The 25,560-nt window shown below is 73.4% G+C and carries 22 protein-coding genes; 14 read left to right on the top strand and 8 right to left on the bottom strand.

Going from position 1 to position 25,560, the window contains the following annotated elements; translation table 11 throughout:
* Positions 1 to 89: 89 nt before the first annotated feature.
* Positions 90 to 2,297, top strand: coding sequence for an MMPL family transporter (locus tag ACIQZO_RS03350; protein WP_403619352.1), 2,208 nt, complete (start codon positions 90 to 92; stop codon positions 2,295 to 2,297).
* A gap of 98 nt (positions 2,298 to 2,395) precedes the next feature.
* Here ACIQZO_RS03350 and ACIQZO_RS03355 read toward each other — a convergent pair whose 3' ends face one another.
* The 3 genes from ACIQZO_RS03355 to ACIQZO_RS03365 all read right to left on the bottom strand — a co-directional run bounded on the left by ACIQZO_RS03355 (position 2,396) and on the right by ACIQZO_RS03365 (position 6,444).
* Positions 2,396 to 4,189 carry an ABC transporter permease/substrate binding protein gene (locus ACIQZO_RS03355; RefSeq protein WP_403619355.1) on the bottom strand — a complete coding sequence of 598 codons (1,794 nt, stop codon included), beginning with the start codon at positions 4,187 to 4,189 and terminating at the stop codon, positions 2,396 to 2,398.
* The gene (locus tag ACIQZO_RS03360; RefSeq protein ID WP_403619358.1) at positions 4,189 to 5,250 is read right to left on the bottom strand and encodes a glycine betaine/L-proline ABC transporter ATP-binding protein; all 1,062 of its coding nucleotides are present in this window, start codon (positions 5,248 to 5,250) and stop codon (positions 4,189 to 4,191) included. Before ACIQZO_RS03360 ends, ACIQZO_RS03355 begins: the two co-directional genes overlap by 1 nt.
* 366 nt (positions 5,251 to 5,616) lie before the next feature.
* Entirely contained in the window at positions 5,617 to 6,444 is an 828-nt protein-coding gene (locus ACIQZO_RS03365) for a GntR family transcriptional regulator (RefSeq protein WP_403619361.1), read from the bottom strand.
* Between the two features lie 235 nt (positions 6,445 to 6,679).
* Here ACIQZO_RS03365 and ACIQZO_RS03370 point away from each other — a divergent pair, with 235 nt between their 5' ends.
* The 4 genes from ACIQZO_RS03370 to ACIQZO_RS03385 all read left to right on the top strand — a co-directional run bounded on the left by ACIQZO_RS03370 (position 6,680) and on the right by ACIQZO_RS03385 (position 9,814).
* Complete coding sequence (locus ACIQZO_RS03370; protein ID WP_403619364.1) at positions 6,680 to 7,198, top strand: MarR family winged helix-turn-helix transcriptional regulator; 519 nt, start codon at positions 6,680 to 6,682, stop codon at positions 7,196 to 7,198.
* 112 nt (positions 7,199 to 7,310) lie between these two features.
* The gene (locus ACIQZO_RS03375) at positions 7,311 to 7,820 is read left to right on the top strand and encodes a hypothetical protein (protein WP_403619367.1); all 510 of its coding nucleotides are present in this window, start codon (positions 7,311 to 7,313) and stop codon (positions 7,818 to 7,820) included.
* Positions 7,821 to 7,882: 62 nt separating this feature from the next.
* A complete protein-coding gene (locus tag ACIQZO_RS03380) occupies positions 7,883 to 8,755 on the top strand; it encodes an NmrA family NAD(P)-binding protein (protein WP_403619370.1) in 873 nt (290 codons plus the stop codon).
* 99 nt (positions 8,756 to 8,854) lie between these two features.
* Positions 8,855 to 9,814: an amidohydrolase family protein gene (locus ACIQZO_RS03385; protein ID WP_403619373.1), complete on the top strand. Its 960-nt coding sequence runs from the start codon at positions 8,855 to 8,857 to the stop codon at positions 9,812 to 9,814.
* A gap of 25 nt (positions 9,815 to 9,839) precedes the next feature.
* Here the strand turns inward: ACIQZO_RS03385 and ACIQZO_RS03390 are convergent, their stop codons facing one another.
* The gene (locus ACIQZO_RS03390; protein ID WP_403619376.1) at positions 9,840 to 11,408 is read right to left on the bottom strand and encodes an IucA/IucC family protein; all 1,569 of its coding nucleotides are present in this window, start codon (positions 11,406 to 11,408) and stop codon (positions 9,840 to 9,842) included.
* A gap of 108 nt (positions 11,409 to 11,516) precedes the next feature.
* Here ACIQZO_RS03390 and ACIQZO_RS03395 point away from each other — a divergent pair, with 108 nt between their 5' ends.
* Complete coding sequence (locus ACIQZO_RS03395; protein WP_403619379.1) at positions 11,517 to 13,031, top strand: IucA/IucC family protein; 1,515 nt, start codon at positions 11,517 to 11,519, stop codon at positions 13,029 to 13,031.
* A gap of 58 nt (positions 13,032 to 13,089) precedes the next feature.
* Complete coding sequence (locus tag ACIQZO_RS03400) at positions 13,090 to 13,749, top strand: class I SAM-dependent methyltransferase (protein ID WP_403619382.1); 660 nt, start codon at positions 13,090 to 13,092, stop codon at positions 13,747 to 13,749.
* Between the two features lie 10 nt (positions 13,750 to 13,759).
* On the opposite strand, the gene ACIQZO_RS03405 is transcribed toward ACIQZO_RS03400, so the two are convergent.
* Positions 13,760 to 14,953, bottom strand: coding sequence for a cytochrome P450 (locus tag ACIQZO_RS03405; protein ID WP_403619385.1), 1,194 nt, complete (start codon positions 14,951 to 14,953; stop codon positions 13,760 to 13,762).
* Between the two features lie 161 nt (positions 14,954 to 15,114).
* Here ACIQZO_RS03405 and ACIQZO_RS03410 point away from each other — a divergent pair, with 161 nt between their 5' ends.
* Both ACIQZO_RS03410 and ACIQZO_RS03415 read left to right on the top strand, forming a co-directional pair.
* Positions 15,115 to 16,629 carry an FAD-binding oxidoreductase gene (locus tag ACIQZO_RS03410; RefSeq protein WP_403619388.1) on the top strand — a complete coding sequence of 505 codons (1,515 nt, stop codon included), beginning with the start codon at positions 15,115 to 15,117 and terminating at the stop codon, positions 16,627 to 16,629.
* 12 nt (positions 16,630 to 16,641) lie between these two features.
* Positions 16,642 to 17,832 carry a serine protease gene (locus ACIQZO_RS03415; RefSeq protein WP_403619391.1) on the top strand — a complete coding sequence of 397 codons (1,191 nt, stop codon included), beginning with the start codon at positions 16,642 to 16,644 and terminating at the stop codon, positions 17,830 to 17,832.
* Here the strand turns inward: ACIQZO_RS03415 and ACIQZO_RS03420 are convergent.
* Together ACIQZO_RS03420 and ACIQZO_RS03425 are read right to left on the bottom strand one after the other, a co-directional pair.
* Positions 17,783 to 18,178, bottom strand: coding sequence for a hypothetical protein (locus ACIQZO_RS03420; protein WP_403619394.1), 396 nt, complete (start codon positions 18,176 to 18,178; stop codon positions 17,783 to 17,785). The two genes, ACIQZO_RS03415 and ACIQZO_RS03420, sit on opposite strands and share 50 nt — an antisense overlap.
* 297 nt (positions 18,179 to 18,475) lie before the next feature.
* Positions 18,476 to 19,438 carry an AEC family transporter gene (locus ACIQZO_RS03425; protein WP_403619397.1) on the bottom strand — a complete coding sequence of 321 codons (963 nt, stop codon included), beginning with the start codon at positions 19,436 to 19,438 and terminating at the stop codon, positions 18,476 to 18,478.
* Between the two features lie 65 nt (positions 19,439 to 19,503).
* On the opposite strand from ACIQZO_RS03425, the gene ACIQZO_RS03430 reads away from it, so the two are divergent.
* From ACIQZO_RS03430 to ACIQZO_RS03450, 5 genes are all read left to right on the top strand, one after another.
* Positions 19,504 to 20,871 (top strand): sensor histidine kinase, encoded by a 1,368-nt coding sequence (locus ACIQZO_RS03430; RefSeq protein WP_403619400.1) that lies wholly within the window; start codon positions 19,504 to 19,506, stop codon positions 20,869 to 20,871.
* Entirely contained in the window at positions 20,868 to 21,548 is a 681-nt protein-coding gene (locus ACIQZO_RS03435; protein WP_403619403.1) for a response regulator, read from the top strand. The genes ACIQZO_RS03430 and ACIQZO_RS03435 overlap by 4 nt, the downstream gene beginning before the upstream one ends.
* Positions 21,549 to 21,724: 176 nt before the next feature.
* Positions 21,725 to 22,648 (top strand): CDP-diacylglycerol diphosphatase, encoded by a 924-nt coding sequence (locus ACIQZO_RS03440; RefSeq protein WP_403619406.1) that lies wholly within the window; start codon positions 21,725 to 21,727, stop codon positions 22,646 to 22,648.
* Between the two features lie 116 nt (positions 22,649 to 22,764).
* Positions 22,765 to 23,808 carry an alpha/beta hydrolase gene (locus tag ACIQZO_RS03445; RefSeq protein WP_403619409.1) on the top strand — a complete coding sequence of 348 codons (1,044 nt, stop codon included), beginning with the start codon at positions 22,765 to 22,767 and terminating at the stop codon, positions 23,806 to 23,808.
* Positions 23,805 to 25,037: an acyltransferase gene (locus ACIQZO_RS03450; RefSeq protein WP_403619412.1), complete on the top strand. Its 1,233-nt coding sequence runs from the start codon at positions 23,805 to 23,807 to the stop codon at positions 25,035 to 25,037. The genes ACIQZO_RS03445 and ACIQZO_RS03450 overlap by 4 nt, the downstream gene beginning before the upstream one ends.
* Positions 25,038 to 25,128: 91 nt before the next feature.
* Here ACIQZO_RS03450 and ACIQZO_RS03455 read toward each other — a convergent pair whose 3' ends face one another.
* On the bottom strand, positions 25,129 to 25,551 hold the full coding sequence (locus ACIQZO_RS03455; protein ID WP_403619415.1) for a DUF350 domain-containing protein: 423 nt from the start codon (positions 25,549 to 25,551) through the stop codon (positions 25,129 to 25,131).
* Positions 25,552 to 25,560: the final 9 nt, after the last annotated feature.

A 25,560-nucleotide genomic window follows, 5' to 3' on the forward strand; every position in this document is an offset into this window, starting at 1 on the left:
TGCGACCTGACGTTTCGTCCACTCCCCCCTGATGGTCTTGAGTCAGGCCGGAAACCCCCGGCCGGCACCGCACAGACCGGAGGAAACCAGTGATCCGCGCCCTGACCGGATTCTCGACGCGAAGTCCGTGGAAGGTGATCGCCCTGTGGGCGGTCCTGGGATTGGCGGCGACCGTCCTGGGCCAGGCGTTCGTCTTCCGCGCCATTCAGACCGGCAGCGGCGGCTTCCTGCCCGCGCACTACGACTCGGCGGCCGCCCTGCAGATCGCCGAGGACCGGTTCGGGGCCGACCCGGACGCCAATCTCCTGACCGTCCTGGTGGCCCGGTCGGACGACGCGCCACTGAGCGCCGCCGACGAGCGGCGCATCGACGCGCAGGCCGCGCAGTTGTCGCGACAGCGGGTCGTCATGCCCCGGACCAAGGACACCATGCCCCTCGCGCAGGACCACTCACAGGTCCCCCGGGTGAGTCCGGCCATGACGGCGCCCGACCGCCCCTTCCGGCTGCTGTCCGTCGAACTGACCGGGAACCCCGCCGATCCCGGGGTGCAGGAGACCTACCGGGCCTTGCGGGACTCCGTCCGGGAGGGGCTCGCGAAGGAGGGCCTGCGCACCGGTTTCACCGGCGGGATCGCCGACCGCGTGGACACGACGGACGCCGAGAAGACCCGGTCGACGGCCGTCGGCATCGCCATGCTCCTGGTGATCGTCCTGCTGCACGTCTTCGTCTTCCGCAGCGCCCTGGCGGCCCTGCTGCCGCTGCTCGCCGTCAGCATCATCGGTGGCGCCGCGGCGGGCGTGGTGGTCGGCGCCGCGCTGTTGACCGGGACCGGACTGGCCGAGTCCACACCGAGTCTGATCAGCGTGGTGCTGATGGGCATCGGCATCGACTACTTCCTGTTCCTCCTCTTCCGTTTCAGGGAGCAGCTGCGCGAACACCCCGGGCAGTCCGGGCATGAGGCGGCCGCCCAGGTCGCCGGGCGGGTGGGTACGGCCATCACCTCGGCGGCCCTGACCATCGTCGCGGCGTTCGCCACGCTCGGGGTGGCCTCCTTCGGCCAGTTCCGGGTCCTCGGGCCGGCCATCGCGCTGTCCGTACTGGTGATGCTGCTGGGCAGCCTGACGCTGATGCCGGCCCTGCTGGCGGTCACCGGCCGCAAGATGTTCTGGCCCTCCCGGGCCCTGAAGCGGGCGCCCCGCGCGGGCTCCGCCGCGCGGATGGGCGAGCGGGTGGCCCGTCGTCCCTTCACTTTGGTCCTGGCCTCGGTGGCGCTGCTCGGCACGCTGGCCGCCGGGGTCATGGGGATCCGCATGGACTACGGCCAGGGCGGCGGGGGCGGGGAGCGAACCGCCGCCGTGGCCACCGCGGCCGAGATCTCCCACGCCCTGCCGGCCGGAGTGTCGGACCCGACGACTGTGTTCGTCACCTCCTCGGACGGCGCCGCCCTGAGTTCCGAGCGCCTCGGCGGACTGTCCCAGGCGCTCGCCGGGGTCGCCGGCGTGGGCCAGGTCGCGGACACCGTGCTGACCGAGGACCGGCGGGCCGCGCGGATCGACCTGTTCCTGACCGCCGACCCGCAGCGACAGGAAGCGCGCGACCTGGTGACGGGGCCGGTCCGGTCCGCGGTCGCGGCGCACACCCCCGCCGGTACGGAGGCGCACGTGGGCGGCACAGCGGCGATCTTCGCCGATATCGCGACCGCGGTGGACAAGGACCTGCGGGTGGTCTTCCCGGTGGCGGCCGCGCTCATCGCACTCATCCTGCTCGCCCTGCTGCGCAGTCTGCTGGCGCCGGTGATCCTGCTGGCCGCGGTCGGGCTCGGCTTCGCCGCCACCCTCGGCGCCTCGACCCTGGTGTTCCAGCACGCCCTGGACCGGCCCGGGGTGGACTTCACCCTGCCGCTCGTGCTGTTCCTGTTCGTGGTCGCGCTGGGCACCGACTACAACATCCTGATGAGCGACCGGATCAGGGAGGAGATGGCCCGGCCGGGTCCGGCCCGCGCCGCGGTCGGCCGCGCCGTCCGGCACACGGCGCCCGCCATCGCCACGGCGGGCCTGGTGCTGGCCGCCTCCTTCGGCGGCCTGGCCGTGACCCCCGCCCCCTCCACCCAGCAGATCGGCTTCGCCACGGCCCTCGGGATCATGCTCTCCGCCTTCGTCCTGTCGATCGTGCTGGTGCCCGCGCTGGCCACCCTCCTGGGCCGGTCCCTGTGGTGGCCGGTGCGCCCGCGCCGCTCCGGCGCGGACACCGGCGACACCGACCCGCAGCGGACCCCGGACCGGGTACTGGTGGGCTGAGCCGCCCCGGGCATGACGAAGGCGCCGCCGCGCGCGGGACCGTACGACGTACGGGTCCTGCGTGCGGCGGCGCCTTCGCCGTCCGGCCGCCTCGGGCGTCAGGCGAGCCGGTCGACCTCGGGGTTGTCCTGGAGCCAGGCGCGGACCGCCTGCTGCTCCTTGCCCTTGCCGGTCTCCTGGATCTTCGCCTCCAGGCCGGTCAGCTGCTCCTCGGTGAGCTTGAAGGACTTCAGCCATTCGGCGACCTTCGGCTCGTCCTCCCCGAAGCCCTTGCGGGCCAGGGTGTGGATGCCGTCGCCCTTGCCCCAGGCGCCCCGGGGGTCCTCGAGCTTGGTCAGCTCGTAGGAGGAGTACGCCCAGTGCGGGGACCACAGCACGACCGCGACGGGCTCCTTCTTCTCGTAGGCCCGCTTCAGTTCGGCGAGCATGCCGGGAGTGGAGCCGTCGACGACCTTGTACTCGCCGTCGAGGCCGTAGTCCTTCAGGACCTTGTCCTTGAGGATCGACATCGCGCCGGCGCTCGGCTCGATGCCGATGATGCGGCCCTTGAACCGGTCCGCCTTGCCCTTGAGGTCGGCGAGCGAGTGCACGTCCTTCATGTAGGAGGGCACGGACAGCTCCAGCGAGGTGGGGCCGTACCAGGATCCGAGGTCCTCCAGCTTGTTCCCGTACTTCTCCCAGTACTGGGCGTGGGTGACGGGCAGCCAGGAGTCGGTCTGGAAGTCGAGCTGGCCGCCGGCCAGGCCGGTGTACAGGGCCCCGGCCTCCAGCTGGCGGGCGTCGACCTTGTAGCCGCGCCGCTCCAGGAGTTCCTTCCACAGGAAGGTGGAGGCGATGCCCTCGTCCCACGGGATGTAGCCGACGGACAGGGTGCGGCCCTTGCCGGTGTTCGCGGCGCCGGCCGGGCCCTCCTCGGCGGTGGAGCCGCCGAAGGTGTTCAGGCCGCCCGCGACGAGCGCCAGGACCACGGCGCCGCTGATCGCGTACGCGGGCTGGGGGCGGTGGTTCCACAGCTTGGCGGCGCCGGTCGCGGCGGCCCGCGCCTTGGCGAGCGTACGGCGGCCGATCGGGGAGACGTGGCGGCCGAGCGCCCCGGTCATCCGGTCCAGGTACATGGCGAGGATGACGATGGAGACGCCCGCCTCGAAACCGAGGCCGATGTCGACATTGCCGATGGCCTTGTAGACGGCGCCGCCGAGTCCGCCGCCGCCGACCATGCCGGCGATGACGACCATGGACAGGCCCAGCATGATGACCTGGTTGACGCCCGCCATGACGGTGGGCAGGGCCAGCGGGAGCTGGACGCGTACGAGGGTGTCGCGCGGGCTGGTGCCGAAGGCCTCGGCGGCCTCGACCAGTTCCGGATCGACCTGGCGGATGCCGAGCTCGGTCATCCGGACGCCCGGCGGCAGCGAGAAGATGATGGTGGCGATGATGCCGGGCACCACGCCCACCCCGAAGAAGATGATGCCGGGGATCAGGTAGACCATGGCGGGCATGGTCTGCATGAAGTCCAGGACCGGCCGCAGGAGGGCGCTGACCCGGTCGGACCTGGACGAGAGGATGCCGAGCGGGATCGCGAAGGCCAGGGTGACGAGCGTGGCGACCAGCACCAGGGACAGGGTGGACATGGCGTCCTCCCACAGGCCGAGGGAGTCGACCAGCGCGAAGCCCGCGAAGGCGAGCCCACCGGCCAGCAGGCCGCGCAGCCACCAGGCGGCGACCGCGAGGATTCCCGCGAAGAGCAGCGGGGCGGGGGCCGAGAGCACGGCGTCGATGCCGTCGTAGAGGCCGGTGACCAGCGAACTGATGGCCTCGAACAGCCAGGAGAGGTGGCTCTGGAGGAAGTCGACTCCACTGTCGACCCAGGCGCCGAGATGAAGGCGGGGCATCACGCGGCCACCTCCGCGCAGTACATCGGGGGCCGTTGTTCGTCACCGATGAAGGCGATGAGGCGGTCCTGGGGTACGGAGCCGATGACGGAGCCCTCCGCGTCGGTGACGGCGACGGCGTGCGGGACCCGGGCGCTGACGGCGCACAGGTCGGCGAGCGGGGTCCCGGCGGTGACGGTGGGACAGTCACAGGCGTCGGCGGTGGGCTCCGGATCGTCCATGACGGCGTCGGCCGTCAGCACGCGGGACCGGTCCACGTCCTGGATGAAGGAGGCGACGTAGTCGTCGGCGGGTCGGGTGAGGATGTCCTCGGCGGTGCCCTGCTGGACGATGCGGCCGTCGCGCATGACGGCGATGCCGTCGCCGAGGCGCATGGCCTCGTTGAGGTCGTGGGTGATGAAGACGATGGTCTTCTTCAGCCGCTTCTGGAGCTCCAGCAGCTGGTCCTGCATATCGCGGCGGATCAGCGGGTCCAGCGCACTGAAGGATTCGTCCATCAGCAGGAGGTCGGCGTCGGTGGCCAGCGCCCGGGCCAGGCCGACGCGCTGCTGCATACCGCCGGAGAGCTCGTCGGGCCAGGACTTCTCCCAGCCTTCGAGCCCGCACAGGGCGAGGGCCTCGGTGGCGCGCCGCTCGCGCTCGGGGCGGGGCACGCCCTGCACCTCGAGGCCGTAGCCGGCGTTCTCCAGCACGTTGCGGTGCGGGAACAGGGCGAAGTGCTGGAAGACCATGGAGATCTTGGTGGACCGGACGTGGCGCAGCTCGCTCGCGTTCAGCCCGGTGAGGTCCTGGCCGCCGAAGAGGATGCGTCCCGAGGTGGGCTCGAGCAGGCCGTTCAGCATGCGCAGCAGAGTGGACTTGCCGGATCCCGAGAGGCCCATGACCACGAAGATCTGGCCGGGCTGCACGTCGAAGGAGGCGTCGATCACGGCAGCCGTGGTCCCGTCGGCGCGCAACTCGTCGCGGTCGGCGCCGTTCTGGAGCGCGCGGACGGCAGCTGCGCTGTCGGCGGGGCGCCTCCCGAACACCTTGTAGACGTGCTCGGCCTGGAGCGTGGACACATACACCTCACGGGTCGTACCAAGTACGGCGCGCGCCGGCGGACCGGCGGGCCGTGGAGCGGGACGGGATCTGCCCGTGTGCGCCGCGCCTGCGGCACGAATGGCCGGAGGACGTGGTTCCGCTCCAGCAGCGCCGATTCCCGGCATTCACCCCAGCAAACGCAAGGGTGATCCTCCTCACGCACCCGGCACGGGCTCCGCGCCCGCGGATTGACACCCCCGGCCGGACCGCGGCCGGCGACCCAGGACCGGTACACCGCCCCCTCGGGGGCGAGTTGGGGCCGCGGCCCGGCGGCCGGACCGGCCGCCGGGCCCGAAAACCCGCCTCCCGGGGTGTGGCCGAGGCCACAGCGCGCCGTGGGCGACCTATGTGATGCGGAAACCGGTGGTCGCGTGGTCGCGGCGGTCCCGGTGGAAGGTGAGGCGGTCCCAGGTGGGGAAGGCGAGGTCGGTGACGGCCAGCAGGTGGCCGGAGCTGTCGTGCAGGGTGCGGCGCACGGTCAGGCCGCAGGTCCGGGCGGAGGCCTGCGGGTGGGTGACGCGGGTCATGGTGAGGGTCTCGGCGACCCTGCCGCCCGCGGCGGCCCGGTCGAGCCAGCGGCGCAGGGGGATGAGGTCCTGTTCGCCGGTGCCCGCCGTCCGGTTCCGCAGGACCGCCAGTTCGGGGCTCCGGGCGACGACCCCGGGATCGAAGTAGGTGACGGCGTCCCGGAGGGTCTCTCCGGCCGGCCCGCGTTCGCGGTGGTGATGGACCAGGGTGCGGTCTCCGCCGGCCATGCCGAGGAGGGTCGCGAGCGAGGGCGGGACGGTGACGAAGGCGATCCGGCTCCGGGTCGGCGCGGGCGCGGCGGAGGGCGCCGGGGCCGGGAGCGCGGAGACGCCCGAGGCGGCGGGGATGGTGGGGACGGCCGGGACGGTGGGGATGGTGGGGACGGCCGGGACGGTGGGGACAACGGTGGCGGCGGGGCGGGTGCCGCGTCGGCCGGTGACGACGAGGCCGTCCTCGCGCAGGTGCTGGAGGGCCGCCCTGATGGTCTGTCGGTTGACCTGGTAACGGGCGGCGAGGGTGCGCTCGGAGGGCAGTCTGCCGCCGGGGGCGTGTGCGGCACGGTCGAGATCGCCGCGCAGCGCTGCGGCGATCCGCTGGTACTTGGGCATGGCGGCCTGGCCGCCGCCCCGCGAAGGGGAGGGCATGGCTTCTCCTCTGACGGGTGGTCAAGGACTGCGCGGTCTGCCTCCTCAACGTAGCATTGGTCTATACCTATCAGTGAGTACGGATCGGACTCGAGGGACACCTTGGCCGATTCCGCACCCGCGCCCGGGCGCTCCCCACGAGGGCGACCCCAGTCGCTCGCAGAAGCCCGCCGAGCCCAGGGATGCGGACCGGAGCGCCTTGACACGAGAAGTGATTAGCCGCCATATTAATTCCATGACGAGGGACGGCATCGACGGCGAGGCACCCACCCTGGACCAGGCCAGGCGGCAGGTCGAGCACTACGGCCTGGAAGTCGACCCGCAGGCGGTACTGGTCGCGGTGCGACTGATCTCGGCGGGCGCGCGGGTCGGCCGGGCGGCCGAGGCGCACTTCGCCAGGTTCGGCCTGTCGACGGGGCGCTACCGCCTGCTCGCCGATCTCGAGGACCACGGCGGGGAGAAGTCCCCCTCGCGCCTCGCAGAAGACCTCGGCGTCTCCAGGGCCACGGTCACCGGCCTGCTGGACGGCCTCGAGCGCGAGAGCCTGATCGCCCGCCGACCGTCCACGGAGGACGGCCGGGGCACGGTCGCCGTCCTGACCGCGCGCGGAGCGCAGCGTCTGCGCGACATGGCATCCGACCACTTCGGGCGGCTCGAGGCGATGGTGGGCGGGCTCTCCGTCGAGGAGCGCGCGGTGTTCCTGGATCTGCTCGCCCGTGTCGTACGCGGCAGTGCGGCCCTGGCCGCCGACTGAGCCGCCCCCGCCGCATCGTGGCCCCGCTCTCCGGGTGGGGCCCTTTTTTGCGAGGCAATAGTTAGCTGCCTAATTACCTTACTCCCCTCTCACACCCGAGAAAGAGGCCAGCATGCCCCCGACGAAGGACAGAACCGGCCGAGACCGAGCACCCTCCCGGCCCTCCCGGCCCTCCCGGCCCTCCCGGCCGTCCCGGCCGTCCCGGCCGTTCACCCTGTGGCGTGAGGTGCTGACCGCCTACACCGCCCCGGCACTGACGGCCGGTACGGCCGGGGTCCTCACCGGGCAGCCGGACCTGGCCGTCGCCGCCTGCACCTCCATCGCCGGCACCTCCGCCGCGGTGGCGTTCCTGGTCGGCACCTGGCTGAGGAACGGCGGACGGCCCCGGCGGTGGACCGTCACCGCGCCGCGCGGCGTGCTGACCGCGGCACTCGTCCTCACCGCCGTCGCCGCGGCGGCCCTGCTGGGATGGTCCAGCGCCCAGTGGCTGCCCGCCCACACCCAGGTCCCCGCCACCCCGTGGCTGGAGCGCCTGCGCGTGGACCTGCCCGTCTCCGCGGCGCTCGCCACCACCATCGTCACCCTGCGCTGGCGCAGCGCCACCACTGCGTCCGCCGCATAGCCCGCCCGGCGGCGTCCGCCGCCGGGAAGTCACCAGGAAATGAGCACACGATGATCGTTGTCATGGGAGCGACCGGAGCGACCGGGAACGCCCTCCTGCGCAGCCTCCTCACGTCCGACACGCCCGGCACCCCCTCCACACCCGTCCGCGCACTGACCCGTACCCCGCACACGCCGATCCCCGGGACGACCGGCGCACACCGAGTGCCCGTCGAGGTGCAGTACGCCGACGCCACCGACCCCCACTCGCTGCACACCGCCTTCCAGGGCGCCGACCAGCTCTTCCTCGCCATGGCCAACAGCCCCGCACAGGTGGAACTCGAAACCCGCGTCATCGACATCGCCGCCCGCGCCGGCATCGGACACATCGTCAAGATCTCCGCACCGGCCGCCGAACCCGACTCCCCGGTCGCCGTCTCCCGCGGACACCACGCCATCGAGGAACACCTGCGCGCCAGCGGCCTCGCCCACACCGTCCTGCGCCCCTACGCGTTCACACAGAACCTCCTGCGCCTGGCTCCCACCGTCGCCCAGGGCATCATCCTCGGCACGACGGGCGAGGCGCCCTGTACCTACATCGACTGCCGCGACATCGCAGACGTCGCGGCCGCCGCCCTCACCCGGACCGACATCGCCGGCGGCACCTACACCCTGACCGGACCCGAAGCCGTCTCCCACCCCGAACTCGCCTCGCGACTGACCGCCCTGACCGGTCGTCGGATCCGCTACGTCCACCTCGGCCCCGACGAGCTGCGCGACCACCTCATCCGCCACGCCCGCATGCCCCGCTGGCTCGCCGACCACGTGACCGAGATACAGCAACTCGCCATCGCCCGGCCCGAGGCCCCGACCACCACCGTCACCGACATCCTCGGCCGCCCGCCCCGCACCCTCGACGCCTTCCTCCACGAGCACCGCGCGCACTTCCGCCCGTAGGGCACCGGGCGCGGCGGAAGGCAGCGGGATCCCGTGAGGGCGCCCGTGGAACGCGCCCCTCGACTGGCCCGCGCCGCGCGAAAGGCGTTCCATCGAAGGGTGAGCGCTCTGCGTATCGACGTGCACGCGCACTTGTGGACCGTGGACTACCTCGACCGCCTCGAACGACTGGGGAAGACCGACACGGGCACCCAGCGCGGGATCGGCGCCGCCGCGACCGAGGCCGACCTGGAGCACCGGTTCGCGTTGATGGACCGGGCCGGCATCGACCTCCAGGTGCTCTCCGTCGCACCGCAGTCCCCGCATCTGCCGGGCGAGCCGGAAGCCGCGGCGCTGGCCCGTGCGGCGAACGAGTCGTACGCCGAGCTGGTGGCCCGTTTTCCGGGACGCTTCCGCGCCTTCGCCGCACTGCCCCTTCCCCACGTCGACGCCGCGCTGCGCGAGGTCACCCGTGCCTTCGACGACCTCGGCGCGGTCGGCGTGGGCGTGACCACGACCGTTCTCGGCCGCACCCTGGCCGATCCGGTGTTCCACCCCCTCTACGAGGAGCTCGACCGGCGCGGCGCCGTCCTGTGCATCCATCCGGCCGGTGAGGGCGCCGCCAGCCCGCTGATCACGGAGCACGGCATGACGTGGATGGTCGGAGCGCCGGTCGAGGACACCGTGGCGATCATGCACCTGATCCTGGCGGGCATTCCCGCGCGCTATCCGCGGATGCGCATTCTCGCCTCGCACCTGGGCGGCGCCCTCCCGCTGCTGCCCCGCAGGCTCGACGACCATCTGGCCTTCGAGTCCCCGCAGACCCCCGAACTCCCCTCGGTGGCCGTCGGCCGCCTCTGGTACGACACGGTCAGCCATGTGCACGGACCGGCGCTGGCCGCCGCGGCCGCGTCCTTCGGGGCCGGTCGTCTCGTGCTCGGCACGGATTTCCCGTACGAGGACGGGGAAGTCTTCGTACGCGCCGTGGACTACGTCCGCGAGTCGGGCCTCAGCCCGCAGGAGGCCACGGCGATCCTCGACACGAACGCGGCGGACCTGCTGGGCCTCTCCGGGCCCTGACCCTTCGGGCGGGCGCAGGAGCGGCCTACTCGCGCAGCGGGTTCGCCAGCGGCAGGTAGCGGGCGTCCGCGCCGTCCGCCCGTGTCCAGCGCAGCAGCAGGTTGGTCTTGCCGGGCACGGTCGCGGCGGTGAGCAGTTCGGCGATCTCGGGGAGGCCCCGGGCGCTGTCGTAGCGCAGGAACTCCTCCCGTGCGGCCGGCCACAGGTGCGGCGCGGTGTCCGGGTGGCGTCCGGCCAGCGCGCCCGCGATCTCCATCAGATTGTTGACGACCAGGCAGTAGACCAGGCGCTGCCAGCCGTCGGCCCGCGGCAGGTCCGGCAGCGTCTTGACCCCTTCCGCGTCCCGGAAGAGAGCCTGCACCGGCAGGCCGGCGGCGTCGACGGCGACCACGGTGTTCTGGAGGTGGGCCTCGAGCACGATGCCGTGCCGGGCGAACAGTTCCAGCACCGGCGGCACCACCTGGCGCAGGTACGCCCGCCACCACCGGACCGGGTCGATGGTCCCGGTCGGCGGGCTGCCCGGATACCCCTCGGCGAGCGCGGCGGCCAGCAGCGGTGTGGCGTCGGGCACGGTGTGGGCGTGCAGGCCGTCGCGGACCAGGACGGCGAGCTCCTCGAAGGCGAAGGCGGCGGTGCGGTAGCCCCGGTCGGCCAGCCAGGCCGCCGGCGAGCCGGTCCGGCGCAGCGCGGCGAAAGCGGACTCGACGGCCGCGTCGGTGCGGCGCAGTTTCAGCAGGTCGTGGCGCCACAGCCGGCGGACGTCGTTGGTGATCCGGACGTCGAGGCTGAACTTCACGAAGAGGTCGGCCGCCGGTTCCGGTACGTACAGGGTCCGGATCGAGGCGGTCGGCCAGGCCGGCCGCCGGCTCTCGCCCAGGCGCAGCAGCCGCCCGTCGGCGAAGGCCTCGCGCACCGCGGGCCGCTCGGCGACCAGGTCGAGCTGCCAGGGGTGGGCGGGCAGCAGCCGGTATCCGGCTGGGGCGCTCGGCCCGTCGAGGGCGTCGGCGAGGGAGTCGATCGCGGTGGAGGAGGCCGGGCCGCCCTCCTCGACGGCCTGGTCCTCGCGCAGCCCGAGGAGCACCAGCGGGAAGCGGGCGTAGGCCTCGGGCGCGTACGGCAACCAGTTTCCGGCCGGGGCCCCGCCCCTGGCCTTGGGGGCGGGGTGGTGCGGGTGGCCCATCACGAGGGACTGTTCCGAGAGGAGGTACGGGTCCGCCGGGGGCTGCGCGGCGGACCGGGCGGCCAGCAGCGCGGCGATCGCGTCCCGGCTGTCGGTGATCTCGACGGGGAGTTCGTCGTTGGGGAGGCCGGTGAAACGGGTCAGTTCGTCGGAGACGACTTTGACCAGTTCGGTGTGGTCGAGCGGGTGCCAGCTGTCCGCCGCGCGCAGTTCGGGGCGCAGGTCCCGGCGTCCGCCGCCCACCCGCAGCAGCCGTCCACTGCCGCGCAGCCGGTGGACGCGCGCATCTGTGGCCGCGCCCGCCCCGTACCCCTCGGCGGGGTCGGCCGCCTCCCTGAGCAGGCAGTTCAGGAGCGGGGTGGCGGCATACGCGTCGGCGGCGGTGTTGAGGTCCACTGATTCCATTCGGTCCATCCGGTGCGCCGGGGGTTCGCAGGGCGCAACCACCAGCCGTGATCTTGGGTATCCGCAATCATTACTTGATCATCCCGTAAAGCGATATTCCGATGCCGGAGCCTCAGCATGCATCTTTCCCCCTCCCCGGCCGAAGAGGCCTTCGCCGCCGAACTGGCCGATGTCCGACCGTCGCTCGGGCCGTCGTACGCGGCCGCGCTCGAGGGCGCGCGGGCGGCCGTGCTGACCCGGCTCTGGCGGGCCCTGGCCTTCGAACCGCTGCCCTGGGTCGTGGGCCGGGAGCGGGCGCCGGACGGCCTGACCGTCCTGGTGGCCGGGGGCGCCAGGCTGGAGGGCCCGCTGCCGGATCCGTACGCGACCGCGCCGTACGTGAGCGAGCTGCTGCTCGACGGCAGGCCGCACCGGCAGGCGGCGCGGCTGGTGACGGCCCTCGGGGTGCCGCACGGGGAGCCGTTCGCCGCCGAGCTGGACGCCTGTACGGCCTCGCTCGCGCTCTCCCGCGCCGGGCAGCCGTCCGCCACCGACGATCCTGCCCCGCGGGACACCTGGCAGTGGGAGCAGCGGGTGGTCGACGGGCATCCGTACCACCCGAACTGCCGTTCCCGGCCGGGCTTCTCGGTGGCCGAGCAGCTGGCGTACGCGCCCGAGCACCGGACGGTGGTGGAGCTCGGGCTGGTCGCCGTACGGGCCGAGGAGTGCCTGGTCACCGGTGACTGGCCGGCGGGGCTGCGGGACGGGACCCGGATTCTGGTCCCCGTACATCCCTGGCAGGCGGCGCACGTCCTGAAGCACGAGCGGGTGCGCGGCGGATTCGCGGCGCACCCGCTGATGGCCCTGCGCACGCTGGCCCCCGCCGACGGCGGGGCGCATGTGAAGACAGCGCTGAGCGCGCGGCTGACCTCGTCCGTGCGGGACATCTCCCTCTACTCCATCGAGACCGCGGCGGCGGTCTCCGCCTTCGCCCAGGGCCTGACCGAGCGGCTCGACGGCCGGCTGCACATCACGCGCACCCTGGGCGCCACGACCGCGCACAGCCCGGACCTGGCGGCCGTGCTGCGCGAACCGCCGGAGGTGTACGCGCACGCGGCGGCCGGTGAGCGGGTGCTCCCGGTGGCGTCCCTGGCCTCCTACGAGCCGGCGCGGTCGGCGGCCTGGCGGGCCGAGTTCGCCCGGCTCGCGCTCTCCGTGTGCCTGCGGGTGCTGGATCTGGGGGTGGCTCTGGAGGCCCACGGTCAGAACCTGCTCGTCGTCCTCTCCCCCACCGGCGCCCCGGTGCGGCTGGTCTACCGCGATCTCGCCGACATCCGGATCAGCCCCGCCCGGCTGGCCCGGCACGGCCTGCCGGTGCCGCCCCTGTCCGGCAGGCTGGTCACCGACGAGGTGCCGGTCCTGCGGCGCAAGCTGTTCGGGTCCCTGCTGACGGGGGCGATCGGCGCCACGGCGGGGTCGGCCAGGGCCTTCGCCGAGGCCCTCGCCGAGGCGGCCGCCCTGCCGGCCGGCCCGGACACCGAGGCACTGCTGACCGGGCCGCTGCCGACCAAGGCGCTCACGCTGATGCGGCTGAGCCCCGGGGTCCCCGGCGACCAGTGGGCGGAACTGCCCAATCCGCTGGCCGGTGGGTGACTGGGAGCACTTGCTCGGTTTCCCCTCGGAGGGACTCCGGAGGCTACTGTTCAGGGGCATGACAGAGACCTCGTACCTCAGCTCCGTACGGGCGTCCTACGACGCCGTCGCCGTCGACTACGCGCGGCTGGTCAGCGCCGAACTGGCCGAAAAGCCGCTGGACCGGGCCATGCTGGCCGCCTTCGCCGATTACGTGCGCGACGACGCCGGCGGCGGGGGCCGGGCGGTGGCCGACCTGGGCTGCGGTCCGGGCCGGGTGACGGCTCATCTGGACAGGCTCGGCGTACGGGCCTTCGGCGTCGACCTGTCCCCGGCGATGGTGGCGGTGGCCCGGCGGACGTATCCGGGGCTGCGGTTCGAGGTGGGCTCCATGGCGGCCCTGGACGTGGCCGACGGGGTCCTCGGCGGGGTGCTGGCCTGGTACTCCACCGTGCACACCCCGCCCTCGGGGCTGCCGTCGCTGTTCACGGAGTTCGCCCGCGTCCTGGCGCCGGGCGGCCACCTCCTGATCGCCTTCACGGCGGGCGACGAGAGGATCCGGCTGGACCACGCGTACGGGCATCCGGTCGACCTCGACGTGTACTGGAACCCGCCCGGGCTGATCGGCGAGCTGCTGGTCGGCGCCGGACTGACCGAGGTGGCCCGCCTGGTCCGCGAGCCGGCCCCCGACGAGAAGTCGCCCCAGGGCTTCCTGCTGGCCCGCAAGGGTCAGGGCTGAACGAGGGCGCTCACCAGTACAGGGGCAGCCGGGTCACGCCCCGCATCAGGCCGCCCGGGAGCCAGTCCGGCGGGCCCGACGCCGGGTCCTCGGCAAGGTCCGGGAAACGCTCCAGCAGCGACCGGATCGCGATACGGCCCTCCATGCGGGCGAGCGGGGCGCCGAGGCAGAAGTGGATGCCGTGGCCGAAGGCCAGGTGGCCCGGCCCGGAGCGGCGGATGTCGAAGACGTCCGCCGCCGGCTGCGCGAACCGCGCCGGATCGCGGTCCGCCCCGGCGAGGGCGACCAGGACGGAGGAGCCGGCCGCGATGGGGACGCCGCCCAGTTCCAGGTCCGCGGCGGCGAAGCGGTACGTGGCGTGCTGTACGGGGCCGTCGTAGCGGAGCATCTCCTCCACCGCCCCGTCGATCAGCCCGTCCGGGTCGGCGCGCAGCGCGGCCAGCTGCCCGGGGTGCGCGAGCAGGGCCCGTACGCCGTTGCCGATCAGGTTGACGGTGGTCTCGTGACCGGCGACGAGCAGCAGGAAGGCCATCCCGATCAGCTCGTCCGGGGAGAGCCGGCCGCCGTCCTCGTCACGGGTCCGGATCAGGGCGCTGAGCAGGTCCTCGCCCGGGTCCTCGGCCTTGGCCGCGACGAGTTCGAAGAGGTAGGCGGTCATCTCCTCCAGGACGCGGGGGTCCGCGCCCACCCCGTCCAGCGGGGCGACGATCTCGCCCGACCAGGAGCGGAACCGCGCCCGGTCCAGGCCCGGGACGCCCAGGAGTTCGCAGATGACGGTCATCGGCAACGGTACCGCGAAGGACGCGATCAGGTCGGCCCGGCGGTCGGGCCGGGCCGCCATCGCGTCGAGCAGCTCATCGGTGATCCGCTGGACACGGGGCCGCAGGGACTCCACGCGGCGGGAGGTGAACTCGCGGGCCACCAGGCGGCGCAGCCGGGTGTGGTGGGGCGGATCCGCGTCCAGCATGTTGGTCGCGACGGCATGGACGGGGGTGTTCGCGAACAGGTCGGATCCGAGCCAGTTCTTCGACAGTGCCGGGTGGGTCAGGGCCTGCCGGGCCTCCTCGTGACCGACCACCAGCCAGGTGCGGTCGCTTCCCAGGACCAGTCGGTGGACGGGGCCGGCGGTGCGCAGTGCCTCGTAGAAGGGGTACGGGTCCGCGTTGAAGTCGTCGGCGGGCGTACTGAGATCCACGAGAGGCATGGGGGCAGCGTACGGCGGCCGTTCCCCGGTCGCGGAACGGTTTTCCGGTATGTCGATCGGACAAGCCGAACCGTTTCGGCTGTGCGCCGTTCAGGGGGCACCCCGGTACGTGTGGGACCCGCCTGCGCGGCTATCGCCCCGGGCGGTGGCAGGAAGGAGGTATGAGCCTCAATCGCCGCCAGGTCCTGGGCAGCGCGGCCGCGGCCGTGCTCGCCACCGTCGGTGCGGCGGCCCGGACCCCGGACTACGGCGCACTGGCGCGCGGGCTCGACGGGCGCGTGGTGCTCCCCGGGGACCGCGACTACGCCGAGGCCCGACGGCTGTTCCAGCCCCGCTACGACGCCGTCGCCCCGGCCGCGGTGGCCTATCCCGCGCACGCCGGGGACGTGGCCGTCTGCCTGGACTTCGCGCGGCGCTCGGCGGCGCCCCTGGTCCCGCGCGGTGGCGGGCACAGCTACGCCGGCTGGTCCACGCGCGGCGCCGGGCTGGTCGTCGACACCTCGACCATGGCGGCGGTCTCCGTCGACGGGGACGGCGTCCGGATCGGCGCGGGGGCCCGGCTCGGGGACGTGCACACGGCTCTCGCCGGGCGCGGCCGGTCGGTTCCGACCGGGCTGTGCCCGTCCGTCGGCATCGCCGGCCTCACGCTCGGCGGCGGTCTGGGCCTGGCCTCGCGCGCCTACGGCACCACCGCCGACCGGCTCACCGGGGCCCGCGTGGTCACCCCCGACGGGACCGTGCGCGAGGTTTCCGCCGATCGCGATCCGGACCTCTTCTGGGCCCTGCGCGGCGGTGGCGGCGGCAACTTCGGCGTCGTCACCGAGTTCCGCTTCCGGACGCACCCGGTCGGCGCGTGCGCCTTCGCGGAACTCCACTGGCCCGCCGGTGACTCCGCGGCCGTGCTGCGCGGCTGGCAGCGCTGGCTGACCGCGCTGCCGGACCCGTTCTGGAGCCAGGTGGAATTCACCCTCGAGGGCGGGCCCGAGGCTGCGGGGCCGCCGGCGGTGCGGGTGGTGTGCCTCGACGGGAGGCAGGAGCTGGAGCGGCAGCTGACGCGGCTGTCGGACCTGGTCGGCGGGGCGCCGCGGGACAACTGGGTCGTCGTAAGCGGCCACGAGGACACGGCCTTGGCCATGTCGGGCTGCCTGGAGCTGAGCCCCTCCCAGTGCCGGCTTCCGGGCAGCCTGCCCGGGCGGGACCCGCAGGGTCGGCTCGGCCGAGATTCGTACGCCGCCCGGTCCGATTTCTGGGCGGGCGGCGGACTGCCGGACGCGGCGATCGGCGCGGTCCTGGACGCGGTCCGGCGGTACGGGACGGACGTTCCCCCGGGCGGAGGGGCAGTGGTGCAGTTCGACGGGGTCTGCGGCGGCGCGATGAACCGGGTCCCGGCCGGCGCCACCGCCTTCGTGCACCGCGACAGCGCCTTCCTCGCCCAGTACCTCGTCCGCTGGCCCGAGTCGGCGCCGGCCGCCGAGGTGGACCGGCACCAGGACTGGCTGGACGGGCTCTGGCAGGCCCTGCGCCCCTGGGCGAGCGGGCGCGCCTACCAGAACTACACCGACCCGAAGCTCACCGACTGGCGCGAGGCCTACTACGGCGCGAACCTCGCCCGCCTGCAGGAGGTCCGGCGTGCCTACGACCCGGACCGGCTCTTCCAATTTCCCCAGGCCGTTTAGGGAGTGTCCGGTATGCGAAGTACGTTGATCATGGCCGCGGTGGCGGCCGCCCTGCTGGTGCCCGGCGGGCCGCTGCCGGTGGCCGAGGCAGGGAGCGCCGCCGCCCCGGTGGCCGCCGGCCGCTGGTCGGCGCTCGAGGCCCGGTCCTTCTGGACCGCCGAACGGATGGCCTCCGCCCTTCCGTTGCCGCCCGCGCCGCCCGAACTGCCGGGGCCGGTGGACCCTGCGCCACCGGAACTGCCCGAGACGCCCGCGCCGATCGCGGCCGACACACCGACACCGACACCGACACCGGCACCTGCTTCGCCCTCGCCGCCCTCGCCCTCGCCCTCGCCCTCGACGGAGCTGCCGGCCGAGCTGCCGACACCGGCCGAGACACCCACACCCACACCCACACCGACGCCCACGCCATCGGCTCCCGCTCCGCTGCCGGCGCCGGCCCCGGCCCCGGTGGTTCCGCGGCTGCCGGCCCTCACCCCCGGCGTCGGGCAGAACTTCGACGGCGTTCCGGTCGCCGGCCGGATGTTCCTCGTCAAGGGCGGTGGGGCCTACTTCTGCACCGCGAGCGTGGTCTCCTCCCCCGGCCGCAACCTGGTGCTCAGCGCGGCGCACTGCCTGCTCGGCTCCGACACCCAGCAGGTGGCCTTCGTACCGAGGTACACCAAGGCGAAGCCGCAGCCGTACGGGATGTTCCCGGTCGTGCGGGACGCGGCCGGACGCTCCAGGATCTGGATCGACCCGCGCTACCGGTCCCAGGGCGTCGACCGCGCCGCCGCCCTGGACGTGGCCTTCGCCCAGGTCGGCCCGGACGCCCGCGGCCGGCCGGTGGAGACCGTGGTCGGCGGGAACCGGCTGGTGACCGGGGCCGGTTACGCGCACGCACAGGTCACTTTGATCGGCTACCCGTCCTCCGCCGCCCGGCCGCGCCTGTGCGCGAACCGGACCACGAAGTTCACCAGCACCGACAAGGCGATCCCGGGTTCGTTCCTGCGGATCAACTGCACCGGGTACCCGGGCGGAACCAGCGGCGGCCCGTTCCTGAACCGCTACGACGCGCGCACCGGGACCGGTGACGTGGTGGGGGTGATCGGCGGCTGGAAGACCGGCGGCGACACGCCCGACACCTCCTACAGCTCCTACTTCGGCGCGGACATCAGGAAGTTGTACGAGAAGGCGGTTGCCGGGGCGAAGGCGTCGCGGTGAGCACCCGTACCCAGCGGGTCCGGCGCGGGTTGCCGACCGTACGCGGGGTCGCCGCGAGCCCGTCGCCGGTCAGCGCGTCGGCGGGCGCCAGGCCGAGACGGCGGCGCAGGTCGGCGAGGGCCGCGTGGACGGGCGCGAGGACGACCTCGGCGCCCGGGTCGATGGACGCGAGGGCGTGCGCGGTGGTCTCGATCGCCTCGGCGGCGTCCTCCGCGGCGCTCCGGCTCCACCCGCCCGGCCCGCCGGTGCCCCGGGGGGCGATGGTGTCGTAGAGGTGGCAGGCGGCATCGGCCACGGCGTCGGCCCGTTCCCCGACACCCGGCGCCGCGATGGTCGGCAGTTCCATGCCGGGTCAACGAGCCGATGCCGCCCGGGGTACGAGCGGATGCCCCGCCCCCGGTGCTACCGCCCGGACGCGGCCCGGTGGATCCGGCGGGCGACGGCGTGCGACGGCGTGCGGGGCCGCGGGGGCCGCGCCCGCGAGCGCCAGGCCCGTGACGCGACGTGGACGAGCCCGTGCAGGCCGAAGCCGTTCAGGGATCTTCGAGGTCGTGCACGGTCCAGGCGGCGAGCAGTCCTAAGGTGACGGCGCCGCCCGCTATCGCGAGGCCGTGGGCGCAACCAGAGGCAGGGTCAACGGTGTTCATAGTGCGGCAGTCTGCAACCACAGGGGCAGCAGCAGGAGCGACACGATCGAGGTCTTGATCACGATCGAGGCGGAGAGGTCCACACCGACGTCGTAGCGCTGGGCGAAGATGAACAGGTTCTGCGGGGTGGGCATCGCCGCGATCAGGACGAGGTACGCCAGCCACTCGCCGCGCACGCCGAACAGCCATCCGCACACCGCCCAGGTCAGCAGCGGGAACGCCAGGCACTTGAAGCCTATGAGGGCGAGTTCCTCGCGCGTGGTGCCCCGGAGGTCGAGGCCGAGGCCGCCCAGGTGGAGGCCGAGGGCGAACAGGGCCACCGGTGAGGCGCTGTCCCCGACGAAGGCGGCGCCGTCCAGGACGACGGCCGGGATCCGTACCGACAGCAGGTTGAGCAGGATCCCCGCGTTGCAGGCGACGACCAGCGGGGTGGCGAGCGAGGCTCCGACGGCCCGGGTGAGGCGGCGGCCCGGGCCGCCGGCCTCGGGTCCGGCGCGGCCCAGTTCCATGAGGGCGATGACGACCAGGGACAGGACACAGACCTGGAACAGCAGGATCGGGAAGATCGGCGCCGCCGTCCCGAACACGGTGATGAAGACGGGGACGGCGAAATAGGCGGTGTTCACCTGGACACCCGCCATCACGCGCAGGGCCACGTCCCGGGGTTCGCGCAGACCGCGGGCGACCGCCGTCACGGCCACCGCCAGTACGGCGAGGGCCGCGGCGCCGGCGTAACCACCGATCGCCCGCCAGTTGAACAGGGCCCCGAGGTCGCTCGCGTAGATGTTGCCGAACAGGTAGCAGGGGACGGCGAAGAGGAAGGCGTAGTCGGAGAAGACCTTCGAGGCCTCGGCCGGAACGACCTTCCTGCGGGCGAGCAGCACTCCGCCGCCGAAGGCCAGCAGTACCGGCAGCAGTTTCTCCAACGCGGCGGCGCCACCCATGCCCGTATCCCCCATGATCGACAGGCGAGCAGCCTAGCTCTCCCGCTTTCGGGCCCGTCGGCGCATAGGCTGGTGCGATCATGAGCGACAGAGCCCGCACCCGGACGAGCGGCCGGACCCGCGAACGCATCCGCACCTCGTCGGCGGCCGGGGGCCGCGTGCCCGGTGCGCTGGCGCGACTCGCCGTGGTGCTGCGCACGCCCGCCGGTGCGGCGCAGCCCCTGTTCGCGCAGTCGCCCAAACGCTGGCAGCGCGCCATGCCCTTCGTCGTCGTCGGCATCTTCGTGGTCACCCTGCTGCCGGTGACCATTGCCGTGCTGGCCAACGGCTATGGGGTGGGCGGCGGCTGGGCGGGCGCACTGGGAGTGGCGCAGACCGTGCCGCTGCTCCTCGCCGTGACCCGGCCCGTGCACGCCTGGGTCGTCGTCCTGACCGCCGACACCGTCGCCGCGGTGCTGCTGATCGGCGCCGACAAGGTGGCCGGGCACTCCTGGCCGTGGCCGCCGATGACCATCGTCGGCTACCTGGTCCTCATGGCCGCTCTGGGACTGCGCGAGTCCGTCCGGACCCTGGTCGGCGTATGGCTGGTGACCGGCGCCATCGGCACCGTGCTGGGCTTCTCCCAGCCCGCGGGCGTCATGAACACCACCGCCCTGCTCTTCGTGCTCGGCGGGGTCGTGCTGGCGCTGACGGGCGCCCTGCGGGGGCTCGGCGACGCTCAGCAGCGGGTCGCCGAGCAGGAGAGCATCAGCGAGGCGGAACGGGCCCGGCGCACGCTGCTGGAGGAGCGGGCCCGGATCGCGCGCGAGTTGCACGATGTGGTGGCCCACCACATGTCGGTGATCACGGTGCAGGCCGACTCGGCCCCGTACCGGGTGCCGGGCATGTCGGAGCCGGTGCGGGAGGAGTTCGCGGCCATCGCGGCGAGCGCGCGGGAGTCGCTGGGCGAGATGCGGCGGCTGCTGACCGTGCTGCGCGGCGACGGGGCGAACGGGGCCGACGGCGAGCGGGCCCCGCAGCCGGGCATCGACCGGCTCCAGCAGTTGGTGGAGGCGACCGTACGGGCCGGGCAGCCGGTGGAGTTGTCGCTGGCGGCCGGCGCGGCCGGGGCGGCGCCCCCGGCGGTCGATCTGTCGGCGTACCGGATCGTGCAGGAGGCCTTGGCCAATGTGGTGCGGCACGCGCCGGGTGCGCCCACCCGGGTCTCGGTGACGGTGGACGAGGGCGAGGTCCTCGTGCTCGTGGTCAACGGCCCGGCCCGGGACGCCGTGGTGGAGGTGGAGACTTCCGGCACGGGGCACGGCCTGGTAGGCATGCGGGAGCGCGTACGGTTGACCGGCGGGACGCTCGACACCGGTCCGCTGCCCGACGGCGGCTTCCGGGTCGCCGCCCGGCTCCCGTTGAACGACCCGACCGAGCCCACCCCTATGAACGAGGACGGCAGTTGACCATCCGCGTGATCATCGTCGACGACCAGGCCATGGTGCGGGCCGGGTTCGCCGCGCTGCTGTCGGCGCAGGCCGACATCGATGTGGTGGGCGAAGCCCCCGACGGGCGGCAGGGGGTGCAGGTCTCCCGCTCCACCCACCCCGATGTGGTCCTGATGGATGTGCGGATGCCGGAGATGGACGGGCTCACCGCCGCCCGCGAGATCCTCGACCCTCCGCCCGGGGTGGTGCACCGGCCGAAAGTGCTGATGCTGACCACCTTCGACATCGACGACTACGTGTACGAGGCGCTGCGCGCGGGGGCCTCCGGCTTCCTGCTCAAGGACGCCCCGCCGGCCGATCTGATCGCGGCGGTCCGGGTCGTCGCCTCGGGCGAGGCGCTGCTGGCGCCCTCGGTGACGCGGCGGCTGATCGCGGACTTCGTCCAGCAGCGCCCGGCGCCGCGCAAGGATCCCGCACTGCGGCTGAAGGGGCTCACGCCGCGCGAGACCGAGGTGCTGGAGCTCATCGCGCGCGGGCTGTCGAACCAGGAGATCGCGGGGCACCTGGTGCTGGCGGAGCAGACGGTGAAGACGCACATCGGTCGGGTGCTGGCCAAGCTCGATCTGCGGGACCGGGCCCAGGCCGTGATCTTCGCGTACGAGGCGGGGCTGGTGCGGCCGGGCGACTCCGCCTGACCCGGCTGCCCGCCTTCCGGCGTAATAGCGCACCCTCCCCCATTTCCTTGCCGGGAAAAGACCGGACCACCGCCTATTTTGTGAGCGGATCAGCGAGGGCTCGATCCGCCGGATGCGTCGCCCCTCGCTCGGCTCAGCACAGCGAAGCAGCGGTCGTCGACCATCGGAGCTCACGGATGAATGCCATCGACAGGACCAACGACATGCCCCGGCGTCAGTTCGTGGCGCTCTCGGGCGCCCTGGGCGCGGGAGCACTGCTGACCGGGACGGGCGGCAGCGCGTCCGCGGCGACCGGTCCGGACCCCGTCCCCGGAAAGCCGTCGTGCTGCCCCTGTCCCACGGATCCGAATCCGCCCGGCGGCGGACAGAACCCGTGCCCTCCCACCCAGATGCAGTCCCTGTGCGGCCTGCCCTCGGACACCGACCCGCTGTGGCAGGACGTGCAGTACTGCACCCGGGGAATCGTCCCGCCGAGCGGGCAGCGGCCGGACTGCCTCAAGACGACCCCCAACTACGTGGTGCTGAACGGCAGGCCGCCGTCCCCGCACAACTACCTGCTCCTTCCGAGTTGTCGGATCACGGGCATCGAGTGCCCTTTCCTCGTGTCGCCCAATGTCGCGAACTACTGGCACGAGGCGTGGGAGACCGGCCGGAGCGGAGGTGACGTCCCCGTGGTGTTCCCCAACATCGGTCTGGGCATCAACTCGCAGAGCGCCCGGTACTTCCACCAGCTGCACATCCACATGGCAGGGGTCCGGGCGAGCACGCAGCGGCGGCTGCAAGCCCTGGAGGCAGCGGGACGTGTCGCTCCTGCGCCGTCGCAATGGAGGGACACGCAGTACCAGGCGGCCCTCACCGGAGCGGACGGAACGGGCGACCGCACGTACCGGATCCTCAGACTGGACGCGCTCACGCAGAACCTCTTCGTCCTGCTGAACCAGAACGTGGTGAGACCGCTGGGGCTCGACATGGCGGGCCAGACCCTGATCGTCGTCCCGAAGATGACGGCGATGGGATTCGACCGGTCCTTCTACGTCCTCAACAGCGACAGCTCGCTCCCCAGCGGGACGAACACCTGCGACCATCTGCTCGTCTACTGACGGTCTCTCCTCCACCCCCTACCGGGGTATGACATCCGACTTGGCTCCCCGGTCCGACGTCCCGGCCGATACCCCCTACTTACCTTCCTCCTCGTCACGAGGAGAGGAGAAGGGGCATGCGCCGCTTCGGAAGGACCCTGGTCACCGCCGCGCTCGCGGTGACCGTCGTCGGGGGGAGTGCCGGTTGGGCTTCCGGCGACGGTCAGACGGCGGTCACCGGGCCGCCGCCGGGCACCGTCGCCTGGCGGGCCGACACGGTGGCCGGGCGGTCGCTTCCCGATCCCGCGACCGCCACGCCGCGCGAGGTGGCGGCGTTCTTCGCCGGGCTGGACGACGCCGCGCGCCGGGAGCTGCTGCGGTCCCACCCGCTGGTGGTGGGCAACCTGGACGGGGCTCCGCTCCCCCTGCGGTACGAGGCCAACCGGATCGCCGCGGCCGCCACGGGTGAGGCGCGGTACGCGTCCCTCGCCGCGCCGGACCGCCGGATCCTGGCCTTCGACCCGCGCGGTCGGGGCCAGGTGGCCGAGGTGTTCGGGGACCTGGAGCACGCGGAGCACGTATCGGTGATCGTGCCGGGGTCCGACAACGACGCCGCCGGCTACGACGCCCGGCGCACGCCCCACACCGGCCCGGCCGCAATGGCCCGTGCGCTGCGCGGCGCGACCGACGGGTCCACCGCCGTCGTCGCCTGGATCGGCTACACCACCCCGGTCGGCGTCGGCCTGGACGCCGCCGACGGCCGCCTCGCCCGGGCCGGAGCGGCCCGCCTGGCCCGATTCACCGAGGGACTCGACGCGGTCGGCGCGCCCGACCCGGTGCTGTTCTGCCACAGCTACGGCTCGGTGGTGTGCGGGATCGCGGCCCGGCACACCGACGCCACCGACATCGTGGCCTTCGGCTCCCCCGGGATGCGCGCCGACACCGCGGCCGCCCTGCGCACCGGCGCACGCGTCTGGGCGGCCCGGGGCCCCTCCGACTGGATAGCCGACGTCCCGAACGTCGAGTTCGCCGGCATCGGCCACGGCGCCGACCCGACCTCCGCCGCTTTCGGTGCCCGCCGGGTGCCCGCCGCCGACGTACAGGGCCACACCGGCTACTTCACGCCCGGCACCCAGTCCTTGGCGGCCTTCGCCACGATCGCGAAGGGAGAGGCCAGATGAGCGCCTCCGCCTCGGCCCTGGCCCCGCTGCGCAGGGCCGCCGCCCGCATCGACCGGCAGACCCCCGCCCACCGCGACCGGGCGATCGACGGTCTGCGCGCCCTGGCGCTGCTGGCCGTACCCACCGGCCACTGGCTGCTCGGCGGCTTCACGCTCGACGCCGACGGCGCACTGCACAACGCCAGTCCGCTGTCGGCCCTCGGCGGACTGGCACCGGCCGGCTGGGTGCTCCAGATGCTCGGCATCTTCTTCCTCGTCGGCGGGTACGCCTCGGCGCTCTCGTTCGCGCGCCGCACCGGGTCGACGCGCGCATGGCTGAAGGGCCGCGTCGTGCGGCTGGGGCGGCCGGTGCTGGGGGTGACCGTGGTGTGGGCGCTGGCCGCGCCCCTGCTGTACGCGGCCGGGGTGCCGGAGGCATCGCTGCGGACCGGGGCCACGCTGGTGATCCAGCCGTTGTGGTTCGTCGGCGTGTACGTGGTGGTCACCGCGCTGACCCCGTACTGCGTGCGGGCGGCCCGGCGCCTGGGCGGCTGGGCCGCGGCCCCGCTGCTGGTATCGGTCACGGTGGTGGATTTCCTGCGCTACGGGCCGCTCGCCGACTCCGTACCCTCCTGGCTCTCCGTGGTGAACATCCTGCCGGGCTGGCTGTTCGCGTACCAGCTCGGCGTCTCGTGGGGCGAGCGGCGCCTCGGGCGGCGCGGGGCCTGGCTCCTGCTGGTGGGCGGGACGCTGCTGTTCGCGGCGCTGCTGGCGGTCTTCCACTATCCGGCGTCGATGGTGGGCGTACCGGGTGCGGCCCGGACCAACTCGCACCCGCCGTCGCTCCTCGTACTGGCCCTGGCCTCGGCCCAGTCGGGTGCCGCGATCCTGCTGCGCGACCGGCTGGCGAAGGTGCTGGCGCGGCCGGCCCTGTGGGCTCCCGTGGTCGTGATCAACCTGTCCGCCATGACGATCCTGTGCTGGCACCAGACGGCCATGCTGGCCGCGGCCGTGCCCGGCTCGTTCGTGGGCGAACTGGCCGGGCTCACGACGGCGCCCGACAGCGCGGCCTGGATCGCGGCGCGGCTGGCGTGGATGCCGGTGTTCGCGGCGCTGTTCGTGGGGATCGCCCGGTACGCCCGCAGGTTCGAGGTACCGCCGCGGGAGGGACGCGGGGCGAGCACGCTGCGCCGGACCGTGGCCGGGCTGCTGGCGGCGGGGTTCGCGGTGTTCGCGCTGGGCCTCGCCTGAGGGCCCCGGCCCCGGCCACCGGGTCCCGAGTACGGCGAGAGCGCCGCTCCCTCGGAGGAGCGGCGCTCTCGTCGCCTGCGGGCGCTGCGCGTCAGGCGATCGAGGCGGCGACGATCGCGGCCACGGCGAGGTTGCAGGCGGCCGAGACCCAGACCGCCGGGTGGGGCTGCGGGTCCACGACGATGGCGCCGAGCTTGCCCGGGGTCACCAGGTCGAGCACGAGGAAGGCCACCGCCATGAGGACCAGTCCGAGCAGGCCGAACGCCGCGGTGGACAGCAGGCCCTTGCCGAAGTCCGCGTATGTCGTCCAGATCGAGGTGAAGACGATGCCGCCGATGCCGAGGAGCGCGGAGCTGAGGAAGAGGGCCGCGTTGCGGTTGCGCTCCTCCCAGATCTGCTTGGGGAGCTTCCCGGGCGTCAGCACGTCCACGAGGACGATGCCGAGGATCAGCAGGACCAGGCCGAGGGCGCCGTAGGCGCTGGTGCGGCCAAGTCCATTGATGATGTCGCTCATTGAGAAGCC

Source organism: Streptomyces sp. NPDC097617 (genome assembly GCF_044761485.1).
Taxonomy (GTDB): Bacteria; Actinomycetota; Actinomycetes; order Streptomycetales; family Streptomycetaceae; genus Streptomyces.

Coding starts and splice junctions, on each gene's coding strand:
- ACIQZO_RS03455 (WP_403619415.1), bottom strand. CDS start 25,551: ATGAGCGACATCATCAATGGACTTGGCCGCACCAGCGCCTACGGCGCC.
- ACIQZO_RS03365 (WP_403619361.1), bottom strand. CDS start 6,444: ATGCCCTCCCCTTCGCGGGGCGGCGGCCAGGCCGCCATGCCCAAGTAC.
- ACIQZO_RS03410 (WP_403619388.1), top strand. CDS start 15,115: ATGAGCCTCAATCGCCGCCAGGTCCTGGGCAGCGCGGCCGCGGCCGTG.
- ACIQZO_RS03405 (WP_403619385.1), bottom strand. CDS start 14,953: ATGCCTCTCGTGGATCTCAGTACGCCCGCCGACGACTTCAACGCGGAC.
- ACIQZO_RS03395 (WP_403619379.1), top strand. CDS start 11,517: ATGCATCTTTCCCCCTCCCCGGCCGAAGAGGCCTTCGCCGCCGAACTG.
- ACIQZO_RS03415 (WP_403619391.1), top strand. CDS start 16,642: ATGCGAAGTACGTTGATCATGGCCGCGGTGGCGGCCGCCCTGCTGGTG.
- ACIQZO_RS03440 (WP_403619406.1), top strand. CDS start 21,725: ATGAATGCCATCGACAGGACCAACGACATGCCCCGGCGTCAGTTCGTG.
- ACIQZO_RS03390 (WP_403619376.1), bottom strand. CDS start 11,408: ATGGACCGAATGGAATCAGTGGACCTCAACACCGCCGCCGACGCGTAT.
- ACIQZO_RS03400 (WP_403619382.1), top strand. CDS start 13,090: ATGACAGAGACCTCGTACCTCAGCTCCGTACGGGCGTCCTACGACGCC.
- ACIQZO_RS03420 (WP_403619394.1), bottom strand. CDS start 18,178: ATGGAACTGCCGACCATCGCGGCGCCGGGTGTCGGGGAACGGGCCGAC.
- ACIQZO_RS03375 (WP_403619367.1), top strand. CDS start 7,311: ATGCCCCCGACGAAGGACAGAACCGGCCGAGACCGAGCACCCTCCCGG.
- ACIQZO_RS03355 (WP_403619355.1), bottom strand. CDS start 4,189: ATGCCCCGCCTTCATCTCGGCGCCTGGGTCGACAGTGGAGTCGACTTC.
- ACIQZO_RS03445 (WP_403619409.1), top strand. CDS start 22,765: ATGCGCCGCTTCGGAAGGACCCTGGTCACCGCCGCGCTCGCGGTGACC.
- ACIQZO_RS03370 (WP_403619364.1), top strand. CDS start 6,680: ATGACGAGGGACGGCATCGACGGCGAGGCACCCACCCTGGACCAGGCC.
- ACIQZO_RS03430 (WP_403619400.1), top strand. CDS start 19,504: ATGAGCGACAGAGCCCGCACCCGGACGAGCGGCCGGACCCGCGAACGC.
- ACIQZO_RS03450 (WP_403619412.1), top strand. CDS start 23,805: ATGAGCGCCTCCGCCTCGGCCCTGGCCCCGCTGCGCAGGGCCGCCGCC.
- ACIQZO_RS03425 (WP_403619397.1), bottom strand. CDS start 19,438: ATGGGGGATACGGGCATGGGTGGCGCCGCCGCGTTGGAGAAACTGCTG.
- ACIQZO_RS03380 (WP_403619370.1), top strand. CDS start 7,883: ATGGGAGCGACCGGAGCGACCGGGAACGCCCTCCTGCGCAGCCTCCTC.